The organism is Bradyrhizobium sp. 147 (assembly GCF_023073935.1).
GTDB lineage: Bacteria > Pseudomonadota > Alphaproteobacteria > Rhizobiales > Xanthobacteraceae > Bradyrhizobium.
Window position 1 is genome coordinate 13,720 of record NZ_JADPKL010000140.1, and the last position, 11,159, is coordinate 24,878.

General features: G+C 62.4%; 11 protein-coding genes and 3 pseudogenes. 6 read left to right on the top strand and 8 right to left on the bottom strand.

Annotation, left to right across the window (positions count from 1 at the left end; translation table 11 throughout):
• Positions 1-133 precede the first annotated feature (133 nt).
• The 4 genes from IVA87_RS32270 to IVA87_RS32285 form a co-directional block, all read right to left on the bottom strand.
• Entirely contained in the window at positions 134-475 is a 342-nt protein-coding gene (locus IVA87_RS32270) for a phasin (RefSeq protein WP_247301816.1), read from the bottom strand.
• A 140-nt stretch (positions 476-615) separates the two neighbouring features.
• Positions 616-801, bottom strand: a complete 186-nt coding sequence (locus tag IVA87_RS32275; protein ID WP_247337322.1) for a hypothetical protein — start codon at positions 799-801, stop codon at positions 616-618.
• A 500-nt stretch (positions 802-1,301) separates the two neighbouring features.
• Positions 1,302-1,877 (bottom strand): hypothetical protein, encoded by a 576-nt coding sequence (locus IVA87_RS32280; protein ID WP_247337069.1) that lies wholly within the window; start codon positions 1,875-1,877, stop codon positions 1,302-1,304.
• Positions 1,878-1,923: 46 nt separating this feature from the next.
• Complete coding sequence (locus tag IVA87_RS32285) at positions 1,924-2,457, bottom strand: GcrA family cell cycle regulator (protein WP_247337072.1); 534 nt, start codon at positions 2,455-2,457, stop codon at positions 1,924-1,926.
• Between the two features lie 167 nt (positions 2,458-2,624).
• Here IVA87_RS32285 and IVA87_RS32290 point away from each other — a divergent pair, with 167 nt between their 5' ends.
• Positions 2,625-3,233 carry a S24 family peptidase gene (locus tag IVA87_RS32290; protein ID WP_247280567.1) on the top strand — a complete coding sequence of 203 codons (609 nt, stop codon included), beginning with the start codon at positions 2,625-2,627 and terminating at the stop codon, positions 3,231-3,233.
• A gap of 97 nt (positions 3,234-3,330) precedes the next feature.
• A pseudogene (locus tag IVA87_RS32295) lies at positions 3,331-3,605 on the top strand (hypothetical protein).
• A gap of 39 nt (positions 3,606-3,644) precedes the next feature.
• Here IVA87_RS32295 and IVA87_RS32300 read toward each other — a convergent pair.
• Complete coding sequence (locus IVA87_RS32300; protein WP_247337074.1) at positions 3,645-4,619, bottom strand: quinone oxidoreductase; 975 nt, start codon at positions 4,617-4,619, stop codon at positions 3,645-3,647.
• Positions 4,620-4,844: 225 nt separating this feature from the next.
• Here IVA87_RS32300 and IVA87_RS32305 point away from each other — a divergent pair, with 225 nt between their 5' ends.
• The 3 genes from IVA87_RS32305 to IVA87_RS32315 all read left to right on the top strand — a co-directional run bounded on the left by IVA87_RS32305 (position 4,845) and on the right by IVA87_RS32315 (position 7,521).
• Positions 4,845-5,045: a hypothetical protein gene (locus IVA87_RS32305; protein ID WP_247301825.1), complete on the top strand. Its 201-nt coding sequence runs from the start codon at positions 4,845-4,847 to the stop codon at positions 5,043-5,045.
• A 146-nt stretch (positions 5,046-5,191) separates the two neighbouring features.
• Complete coding sequence (locus IVA87_RS32310) at positions 5,192-6,139, top strand: MoxR family ATPase (RefSeq protein ID WP_247337077.1); 948 nt, start codon at positions 5,192-5,194, stop codon at positions 6,137-6,139.
• 5 nt (positions 6,140-6,144) lie between these two features.
• A complete protein-coding gene (locus tag IVA87_RS32315) occupies positions 6,145-7,521 on the top strand; it encodes a VWA domain-containing protein (RefSeq protein ID WP_247337080.1) in 1,377 nt (458 codons plus the stop codon).
• A gap of 25 nt (positions 7,522-7,546) precedes the next feature.
• Here IVA87_RS32315 and IVA87_RS32320 read toward each other — a convergent pair whose 3' ends face one another.
• Positions 7,547-7,729 (bottom strand): hypothetical protein, encoded by a 183-nt coding sequence (locus tag IVA87_RS32320; protein WP_247337083.1) that lies wholly within the window; start codon positions 7,727-7,729, stop codon positions 7,547-7,549.
• A 346-nt stretch (positions 7,730-8,075) separates the two neighbouring features.
• Here IVA87_RS32320 and IVA87_RS32325 point away from each other — a divergent pair, with 346 nt between their 5' ends.
• Positions 8,076-8,297: a hypothetical protein gene (locus tag IVA87_RS32325; RefSeq protein WP_247280561.1), complete on the top strand. Its 222-nt coding sequence runs from the start codon at positions 8,076-8,078 to the stop codon at positions 8,295-8,297.
• A gap of 124 nt (positions 8,298-8,421) precedes the next feature.
• Here IVA87_RS32325 and IVA87_RS32330 read toward each other — a convergent pair.
• Both IVA87_RS32330 and IVA87_RS32335 read right to left on the bottom strand, forming a co-directional pair.
• Positions 8,422-9,793: pseudogene (locus IVA87_RS32330) on the bottom strand (hypothetical protein).
• 73 nt (positions 9,794-9,866) lie between these two features.
• Positions 9,867-11,151 (bottom strand): annotated as a pseudogene (locus IVA87_RS32335) (allantoate amidohydrolase).
• Between the last annotated feature and the right edge of the window lie 8 nt (positions 11,152-11,159).

Sequence of the window (11,159 nt, forward strand, 5' to 3'; positions counted from 1 at the left end):
AGGATCAGCAGAAAAGGATGATGGACGGCGAATGAACCCATTAAGTGCCCATCATGGACCTGCCCGGCATCAGAATGCGCACTCGCCGGCGCGCAAAATCAATTTGTGGGCATGCAGCGCCGCACCAACAGAATCAGGACTTGTCCTTGCCCGGTTGCATGAAGCTGCCAGTCATCTGGCGCATGTGATCCCCTGCGTTGGTGAACTGACTGCGCAGGAAGTCGGACTGAATTCGCATCGCTTCCTGAAGGTCTGTGGCGTGAACGAGCTTGCGTGCATGCTCGAACGCCGACTTCATGTTCTGTTCGGTGAAAGCGAGCGCCTGCTTCGACACTTCCGTCCCCGCACCCGGAACGGTCGTCATCGATTTGGTGGCGGCTTCGAAAAACATGCCGAATGCCTTTTCCGCCTGGTCAATCGTCTTCTCGGCCAGGTCGCGCAGTTCGGCCGGAACTTCAAGCTTCGGGTCGATCATGGTCGCACTCCTCCCTTTTCCCGACTGAATACCACACTTACCGGATCGCCTTCCAGCGGGCCGGCCCCTGACGAGGGCTGCCTGGTGGGCCGAATCTGGCAGGAAACGAAGGCGACGGCGTAGGGCCGGTGCGGCCTTACTCAGGACAGGGGATGTTCGGAAAGAGCTTCTTCGGTGACGAGGTCTTCGACGAGCTTGATGACCTCGAAACGCTGCCGAGGCTCGAGCTTCAGAAACGCACGGAGCAGGCGCAGGCTTTCGACGGTGCCGCCCGCGGGCGCGCCCAGCGTGAGGTGCAGTTCAGCCGCGAAATTAAGGTTCTTCATCTCGCACCTATGACAAGCATCGGCCTTCATATTCTTGCGTCGAAGTCGCACGCGAGGGACCGAACGCCACAACCCGATTCTATGGGGATCAGCTCTCGGCCGCAGGCCCGGCGGTCTAGCGTGGCCCAACCGAGCAGGTTGCAATTATGCCAAGAAACAACTCATCCGGCAAGCCCAAGAGCCGCTATAGCAATGCGCCCGGATCGCGCCACGGCAATTCCGGATAACACGAATATCGACCGCCGTCACCTACCTGCGTCAAGAAGCGGCATCGATCACGCACACAGCCGAGATCGCTGTCAATTGGCCCTGCATTTCGACTTGTTTCCGATATGAACAGAGATGGGCTGACACGAACTGGCGCTTCGGCAGCATATACACGCAATTGTTGAGTCGCGTCTCAGCGGTTGTATCGTTGGCGATAGGAAAGCCAGTGGCCCGTACCGCATCCGTGAGCAGCCGATCGCTTGCCCGCGGGCGAAGCCGCGGGCGTGCGATCGTCATTTGCGCTGCCCTGCCCGTGGCGTCCTAATTGTCGTGGCGAAGCCGTAGATCAGCGCCAGCCGGTCCAGGCATTCACGGAAACGCCGCGCAAAATAGTCGTTCCAGCGCTGCGTACGAACGGCGCGGCGCTGCCCGATCTGATCCATGGTCAAGCCCAGCACAAGCACGTCGTGCACCAGCGCTGCGCCGTCGGTACCGAGCTCGCGCTCGACCCGATTCAGCCGCAGCACCGCCTGGCGCTGGTTTTCGGTAATCGGCTCGCGTGTGCGAGCGCCATCGACATATTCACGGGTCGGGTCCATGGCCTGGGGCCCCCGCTCCGCCCTCTCCCAATCGCTCTGGAAGGCGCGCCCGCCGCGGTATTGTGCCTCGTCGATCTGATGATGCGCGTGCAGCCGGCCGAGCGGATCGCTTCGGACCGACCGGATGGCCACGATCTTCTCGCCGGGATCGACCGCCAGCGGATTGTCGACCTCGACTTCCGCCACCTCGGCATTGAACGGTACGTCGCGGGACCGCCGGTCGTAGATTCCAGCCAATTTGTAAGATTGGTTGCGTCGGGCACGTGTCACTCGGATACTCCTTTGCGAAATCGACGATGAACGGCTGGCCGCGGGTTCAGGCAGCGCAGATCAGCCTGAGCACGACGGGACGGGTGGCACGGGCGCACTCAGCTCCAGAACGGCGCGTCAGACGCGCATGCGGCGTGCAATAGCTGGAACCCGGCTGGCGCGGATGGCCACAGAAAGTGATTTCCTCCCCGTCCTTGTCGCCTCCACAGGGGTAGCGGCAGTCGTGGTCCGCAAGGTCGACCAGTGGGACCAACCGCGGCTGGATGCCGACGCACCGCAATTTGGCGCGCGCAGCAGGCTTCATGGCGGATTTCGGCGGCACATGCAGGTTCGGCAACGCCGACCGGCGCGGCGACGGCGGGCAAGCCTCGCCGGGCAGCGACGGCACGACCGATGGACTCGTCATCCAAGCCGGTGTGACGAGACCGAGCCGCTTGGCGCGGCCGACCACCGCGCTACGTGTGTAAGCCGTTCCAAACCTTGCATTAATCTCTCGGCCGATGGCCGCATAAGACATCCCCTTCAGAAAATAGTCGTGAAGCGCGTCGGAGTGCTCCGACGGCCAATGGCCCGGTTCCATGCTGCTGTCCTGTGATGCGCCCCTCCGACCGCATGATCGCGAGGCGGAAGATACATTCCGGTATTCCGAATCGAAAAAGTCAAGCGACAATTCTGATATTCATAATTGCATCAATTCCGAATTTCGGATTATAAGAGGCAGGACCATGCGCAATCGAGGGAATCACCATGTTGGACGTTGCAATGATCGAGCGGGGCCTGGAAAAGACCGGCAAGAGTAAGGGCGGCCTGGCGGCGGCCATGGGCGTGCGACCCGGCGCGGTCTCGGAGATCCTCGGCGGCGAACGCCTAGTGAAGGCTTCGGAGATCATTCCGATCATGGAATATCTCGAACTCAACCTCGCGCCGATCATGGGTCGCGTCGGCGCCGGCGCCGTGATCGAGCCCGATTATGAACAAGTTCCGCCGGAGGGACTCGGTGACATCACGCTGCCCTTCCCCATCATGGAAGAGACGGTCGCCTTCGAGATCGTGGGCGATTCGATGCTACCCAAGTACGAGAGCGGCGACGTGATCGTGGTCTACAAGGACCAGCGTCATCCGCTGTCGAGCTTCTATGGCGAGGAGGCCGTGGTCCGGCTCAAGACCGGCGAGCGCTATTTGAAGACCATCGAGCGTGGCAAAAGCCCCTCCGTGGTCAACCTCACCAGCTTCAACGCCAAGCCTATCGTCGGCGTGAAGCTCGAATGGGTCGGAGAGATCTGCCTGTCCATGCCCAAGGGACAGCTCGAGCGGCTGCGCGCCAAGTCGGCCCGCCCCCGCAAGAAGGGCAGGTAGCGCCGATTTCCGTTTTTGGAAGTCGCTCTTGACTTATTTCTGATTTTCGGAAATACTCTGCCGCACTCTCGACTTCCGGGTGCGGCAGGTTCGTTCTATGCAATATCTCGTCGTGATGATCGACTATGGGCGGCGCGGCCGCGAGGCGGTCGTCGACCCCGAAATCACGAGGCGTGAGATCGTCTCCCGCATCGTTTCGGGTGAATACCGGAATGTCTCGTTCATCCACGAATCGCCGACATTTCCGTCGAGGACGTGACCGAGGCCATCCTGTCCGAGGCCACCCTGCCCCAGATCCCGCCCGAAGATATCGACCTCCAGGCATGCCGCCTCGATCACGCCCGCGATCTGCGCAAGCACGAGCGGACGTGACGAAGCCGGCAGCCTGCATCGCGCCGTCTCGAATGAACGTCACACCGTAAGCACGGTCGACCCCGTGGTCTTGCGCGCGGCGAGATCGGCATGCGCCCTGGCGGCGTCCTTAAGGGGATAGGTTTGGTGCACCTCAATCTTGACTGCACCGGACTTGACGACCTCAAACAGTTCGCCTGCCATCGCGACCAAACTTTCACGCTTGGCGGCATAAGTGAATAGCGTCGGCCGCGTGACGTAGAGCGAGCCCTTCTGGGCCAGCAGGCCGAGATTGAGCGGATCGACGGCGCCGGAGGACTGACCGAACAGCGCGGCAACGCCGAGCGGCGCGAGGCAGTCCAGCGATTTCAGGAACGTGTCTTTGCCGACCGAATCATAAACCACAGGCACCTTCTTGCCGCCGGTGATTTCGTCGACGCGCTTCACGAAATCCTCGCGCGTGTAGATGATGACATGGTCGCAGCCATGCGCCTTGGCGAGCTTCGCCTTCTCGTCGTTGCTGACGGTGCCAATCACGGTGGCGCCGAGGTGCTTGGCCCACTGGCTCAGGATCAGACCGACGCCGCCGGCCGCGGCGTGGAGCAAGATGGTGTCGCCGGACTTCACCCGATAGGTCTGCCGGATCAGATACTGCGTCGTCAGTCCCTTGAGCATCATCGCCGCCGCAGTCTTGTCATCGACACCGTCAGGCAGCTTCAACAAGCGGTCGGCGGGGATCAGCCGGGCCTCGGAATAGGCGCCGAGCGGCGAGGCGCCATAGGCGACCCGGTCGCCCGGCTTCAGATCGGTGACGCCTGGGCCGACTTCCTCGATGACGCCGGCCGCCTCGCTGCCGAGCCCGCTCGGCAGCTGCGCCGGATACAGGCCCGAGCGGTTGTAGATGTCGACGAAATTGAGACCAACGGCGGTTTGGCGGATGCGGGCCTCGCCCGGTCCGGGCTTGCCGACGTTGACCTCCTCCCAGACCAGGACTTCCGGGCCACCGGTCTTGTGAAAGCGAATGGCATGCGTCATGGGCGTTACTCCCTTATCGTTGCAGTGAAGTTCAGAGAACCTGATCGCACTGGGAAGTAGGCATTTGGTCCGGCCGTTACAGTACCGACGCGTAACAAGAATGTCACAGCGGCCGAGAAATGTCCGCCGTTCCGTCTCTGTTCGGAAGAGTTGATGACGGGCGCGGGGGCGAGTGGCAGTAGCCTTCACGCGGGGTTTGGTGGTCGCCTGCGAAGGAGAGCCGAGATGCCAGCTTATGTTCAGCATCATCAGGATGTCGAAATCGCGCCAGTGACTTGCCCCACCTGCATGGGGTTCCTGCCGATGTATGTCCGTGAGGTCGAACCGCATTGGAGTCTTGCCAAGATCGACCTTGTCTATGAATGCGCCGATTGCGGCGCCGAGGTCAGACAGACCATCCGCAAGCCGAAGCTGCTGCGGCACTGATCGCGCGCCGGCGCACCGTTCAACTATTTGCGTCAAGCGGAAAAAACGCCGCTCCCGCGGGTCTGGTGGCTCCCAAACGAGGCTTGTTCTTTGCCCGGAACGCAGGCAGAACAAGCCGCAAGCAGGACCTTTGGGAGCGCCCTTTCGTGGCTGATCAGAAGGCCTCGACCTCGATCGAGGCAGTGGAGAGCGGCCTCGCCGCGCAAGGTTATATCGCGAGCCGGCAGATCGCGACCGCCGTCTATCTGTCGCAACAGATCGAGAAGCCGATCCTGGTCGAGGGCCCGGCGGGCGTCGGCAAGACCGAGCTTGCCAAGGCGATTGCCGCTTGGCGCGGCATGAAGATGATCCGCCTGCAATGCTATGAAGGCCTGGACGAGGCCAAGGCACTCTACGAATGGAAATACGCCAAGCAGCTTCTCTACACCCAGATCCTGAAGGACAAGCTCGGCGAAGTCCTGGGTGGCGCGCAGACACTGCATGCAGCGCTCGACCAGCTCCACGATTTCGGTGACGTGTTCTTCTCGAAGGAATTCGTCGAGCCGCGGCCCCTGCTCCAGGCGCTGGAGCAGCCGGGCGGCTGCGTGCTCCTGATTGACGAAATCGACAAGTCGGATGCGGAGTTCGAATCGCTGCTGCTGGAGATCCTGTCCGACTTCCAGGTCACCATCCCCGAGCTCGGCACCGTCTCGGCGATCACGCCGCCGACCGTGATCCTCACCTCCAACAGCGAGCGCGACCTCGGGGATGCCTTGAAGCGACGCTGCCTGCATCTGCACATCGGCTTTCCCGAGCACAGGCTGGAAGAACGCATCGTCGAGAGCCGCGTGCCCGGCATCTCGCAGACGCTGCGCCGGCAGATGGTCGGTTTCATCCACGAGATCCGCTCACTCGATCTGAAGAAGCTGCCCTCGGTCAGCGAGACCATCGATTGGGCGCGCGTGCTGGTGCTGCTTCAGGCCACCGAACTCGATACCGAGATCGTCAGGGACACGCTCAACGTGCTCCTGAAATACGAAGCCGATATTGAAGCCGCGTCGCCGCAAGTTACGACCTTCATTGCCAAAGCGGCGCGGTCCAACGTCTTCGGTTGAGACCGATGCGCGAGAACCTCCATCGTTTTTTTCGGGCGGCCCGCGGCGCCGGCGTTCATGTCTCGCCCGCCGAAAGCATTGATGCGATGCGTGCGGTCAAGCAGGTCGGTTTCTCCGACCGCGCGATCTTGCGCGACGCCCTGCTGCTGACGCTCGCCAAGTCGCAGGACGAGAAGCTCGCACTCGGCGATTGTTTTGATCTCTTCTTCAGTCAGCCGGAACAGCGGCAGGATCAGCCTGAGGCCAGCAGCGATGACGCTTCGCAGGACCTGGATCAGTCGCCCTCATCGGACGCGGGCAGCGAAGCCGGTGAAGGTCAGCCTCCCCAGGAACTGGGCGCTCTTGCGCAGATGCTGCTGTCGCAGGATCGCAATGCGATCGCGGCGGCGATCGCCAGTGCCTCCGGTGTCGCCGCGCTGTCCGATATCCGCTATTCCACCCAGCGCGGCATCTTCTCCAGCCGCATCCTCGACGCCATGGGCCTCCTGCGCCTGCGGGACGATCTGGACCAACTGACCGCGACCAACCCGTCACTGGCCGAGCGTCTGCGCGCTGCGCTCGATGCCTTGCGCGAAGCGGTGCGCGACACGGTCTCCCAGGGGCTTGCGCTCTACGCCCGCGAGGAGGCCGAAAGCCTCCGCAACGAGATCCTGCGCAACGCGCCGCTCGCGCGCATCGAGCGGCGCCAGGTCGCCGAGATGCGTGCCCTCATCCGCCAGATCGCGCGCCGGCTGCGCGAGCGCTACTCGAAGCCGCGCAAGCGCCAGCGCCGCGGCCATCTCGACGTTCGCCGTACGCTCCGCCGCAACGCGGCCTGGGGCGGGGTGCCGTTCCTCACCGCCTGGAAACGCAAACATCGCGACCGGCCCAAGATCGTGGCCCTTTGCGACGTCTCCGGCTCGGTCGCCCAGGTCTCCGACTTCTTCCTGCTGTTGATCCACTCGCTGCATGAGGTGGTCGACGACGTCCGCTCCTTTGCCTTTTCCTCGCATCTGATCGAGGTCAGCGAGATCCTGGAGAACAACTCGCCGGAAGAGGCGATGGCCGAGATCATGTCCAAGGTCGGTTTCGGCTCGTCCGACTACGGCTCCTCGCTGGTCGATTTCGAGAAGGAGTTCATGAGCGCGCTGACGCCGCAGACCACGGTCATCGTGCTCGGCGACGCCCGCAGCAATAACCTCGACCCGCGCGCCGACATCCTGCGCCGTATCTCCGAGCGCTCAAAGCGGCTGGTCTGGCTCAATCCCGAAGGACGGCTCGCCTGGGGCTTTGGCGATTCCGAGATGCCGCGCTATGCGACCTTTTGCAGTGTCGCGCGCCAATGCGCCACCGCGCAGCAGCTCGAGCGCGCGGTGTCCGATATCGTGGCCACTTATCAGTGAAGGCCTAACACGCCCCTCTCTAAGGTTAGGCGGCGGTCAACTCGGCCCGGGCGATATTGCACTCCCGAAAGTGATACCCAATTTCGTCGAGCGCGCGCTGTTCCCATTCCTGGGCTTGCGCGAGCCAGAAAACCCGCCGCTCAAAATCGAGCGCGGCACGCTCGCGGCACAGAGATTCCTGACTGCGAATTTCCACCAGCCTGTTCATGCAGTCCACTCCTGCCTGTGAAGCCATTCCCCGCGAACCTAACAGGGCCCCGAGCGCTCCGTCTCATCATTTCTGTGCATATTGCGACGCAGAATGGGACAGTAGCTGTTCCCGTGCAGCGCAGCAGTTCGCGCCGCAACACAAGCCTAAATCATCAATATGTGATCGAGGTCTGGGACAATATTTGCGCTCAAACGATCTTAACTCCTATGACGCAATGAAGTGCGGCAATTCGGTGAAGAGACGTTCTAAACAACTCACCGAATTCCCGACTCATTGTCGTCGCATGGTGTTCATGCAGCGCCGCTAACAGAGGCGCGCAAACGTTACTATCGCTTGAGGCAGCATGAGCAACGATGTCGACTTCGATCTTTCGCCGGATCAATGGGAAGCGCTACGCACGCTTCGCAATCCGGCATCGAACGGTCGCCTCTCGAAAGCCTATCTGGTCGAAAGCCTCATCAAGCTCGGCCTTGTTGTCGTCAATGGCGGCGTGCCTGAGATGACGCCCACCGGACGCAAGGTGCTGGTCCGCGGATCGTGCCGGCTGCTGGATCTCGCAGCGTAGTGCGAACGGCGGTTGGCCGCCCTCACCCGAACATCAATTCTCGCCGAAATCGGATCAGATGACCTTGGCAGCAAGAGTGCTCGAGGGTGGCCCCGTCGACTGCTTAACCGAAGTTGCGGATCAGTCATTCCCATTGGAGGAGCGGCGTTCCATACGCCCTCCTCCAGACCGACAGGAAACGCGGGAACCAGGAGTGCGCCACAGCACCCTTGTAGGCCCAGGTGCGATATTTGAGGCCCCGCTCGGACAGCAATTCCTGATAGCCGCCATGGACCTCGGTTGCGGTCCGAATGTCCTTCAATATTCCCTGGGCGCAGGCCCGGTAGGTGTCGCTCCCCGAGAATTCGTCGTAATCCAGCATGCGATCCGCAAACTCGACGTTGAATGTCGGCCAGGATGAGCGTCCCTGGTAGGCGGGAGCCGCGATCTTGTGAATCATCTTGGTCTGCGGATTATCTGCCGACACCAGGAAGTGGAACGTGTTAGGGATGCGGAAGCGCGGCTCCGCAATGATTAAATCCGCCGTGGTCGCGAACAGCGCCCGCTCGCACTCCTCGTTCAGGTCCCAGAAGCCGCGATGCACGCTGACGAAATCCAGCGCAACCGAGGACGCCGGCGGAGCCGCCGGGCCGTCCAGCGAATGTCTGATATAGCCGTCCTTGCCGAACAGCCGGAGCAGGTCCTTCTTGTACTGCCCGAGGTGACGTCCCAGCAGCCGCTTTAGCTCATTCTCGTCCACGACTCCGAGCTGAATGCCCCACACGAACGTCGTGTACACACAGGCATTTGTGACGAACCGCCGTCGCTCGGCGCGGGTGTCGGTGGCTGCAGAGCGCGGGACGCGGGCATCGCATAACAAATATCTGGTGCCGCCATTGTCGAATGACTCCAGCTCGCTTGCGAGCTGCAGGATCGCCCGCTTCAGGTCGGCTCCGTATTCGGCCAACAGCAGACGGCCGGCATGCGCGCATTGCGACATCGCCAGATAGGACGATGCCCTGTCCTCCGCGGAAATCATCTGCTGGAGACCGGCAAGGATGCCGAGCAGCGTATCCGAAGGACGCGAGAAATAATTCACGCCGAGATACCGCCCGCGTCCCGCCGGCACGATGGTCGTGGTGACGACGCCAGCGCGAACCGCCTCCAGCAACAGAGTGCACGCTCTTTTCGAGCAGACGCGCCCGTCGCACCGCGTCCTGCGCATCCATGATGGTTTGGGGATCGAGAATGTCGGGATAGAACCAGGCGAAGTCGCGCGGATAGTACGCGCAGGCGTGCGGCGCCCCCGTGACCAGGAAAGCCTCGGTCGCCGAGAAGGCGCTGTCCATCGAGTGCCGGTAAAGGTCCGCGATGGCCGAGAGTGAATGAGGTGACTGCCTCAGGAATCGATCGCCGAGAAAATTCACCGCCTGAAGCGCGTTGGCAACGAAGGTCGCCGTCAGGCCCTGATAAAACCGGTTCTCACGACGTGATCGAAAAGAGGTGCCCCTGTTCATAGGTGTCTTCGAATTGTGTCTCGTGATCCCGGCAATAACGCCGCCACTTTCTAGAGCTGTCTGATTCGTGTCTCTATCGGGTGACTTGCGGGCTCGACTTACCTTCCCAGGGCCTGAAATTCTCGATCACCCGCAGCAGCACGCGGGCGCCAGCTTCGGCATCCGTCAGCTCGACATGCTCGTCCGGGTGATGACTGATGCCGCCGCGGCAGCGCACGAAGATCATGCCGACATCGGCAATGTCGATCATCGCCATGCCGTCGTGGCCTGCTCCGCTCGGCAGCTCGAATACGGAAAAGCCTTCCGCTCCGATCGCCTGAGCGATCTGCTCCTTGAGCCAGGGCGCACAGGGTGCCGTGCCGTTCTCGTGCGTGACGTCGAGCTGAAGCACCAATTGCCGTCGCTTCGCGACCGCCTCGATCTGGCGGACGATTTCGGCGACTGCACGCTTGCGATGCATGTCGATTGGCGCGCGCATGTCGATGGTGAAAGACACCTCGCCCGGGATGACGTTGGTCGCGCCGGGCCTTGCCTGGATGTATCCGACGGTCCCGACCAGCCCGCCGTCGTCGGTCCGGCAAAACTGCTCGATCGCGCCAATGCATTCGGCCGCGCCGGCGAGCGCATCACGCCGAAGCGCCATCGGCACCGTGCCGGCGTGCCCGGCCATGCCGGTCAGCCGCGCGGCAAGACGCGTCGCGCCCGCAATCGCGGTGACGACGCCGACAGGGCAGGTTCTGTGCTTCCAGCACCGGACCCTGCTCGATATGTAATTCAAGGTAGGCAATTAGCTCGCGCCGCGTCCGTGCAGCCGCGCCGATATGATCGGGGTCAAGGCCGAACGTGATGAGCGCATCGCGCATCGATACGCCGTCACGGTCGCGCGTGTTCAGGACGCTCTTGTCGAATGTGCCGGCCACCGCACGGCTGCCCAGCAGGGTCGAGGCGAAACGTACCCCCTCTTCATCGGCAAAGCCGACGACCTCGATCGCGAACGGGAAGCGCCTGCCGCGGCGGTTGAGATCTGCGACACAGGCGATCGCGGTGATCACGCCGAGAGGCCCGTCCCATTTGCCGGCATCGCGCACAGTGTCGTAGTGCGAGCCGAGCATCAGGCAGGGCGCACCCGGCCGCTCGCCTTCGTAGCGGCCACAGACGTTGCCGATCGCATCGAGATGCGCGCTCATGCCGGCCTCGCGCATCCAGCCCAGGATGAGGTCCGCGGCTTCGCGCAACTCCTTGCTCAGATAGATGCGGGTGAGCTTGCCGGCCTCTTCCGAGATCGCACCGAGCTCGTTGATGCGACGCACGATTTCTTCGCCGAGTGATGTCGTCTGAACGGCGTTCCCAGCAACCATCTCGGCGG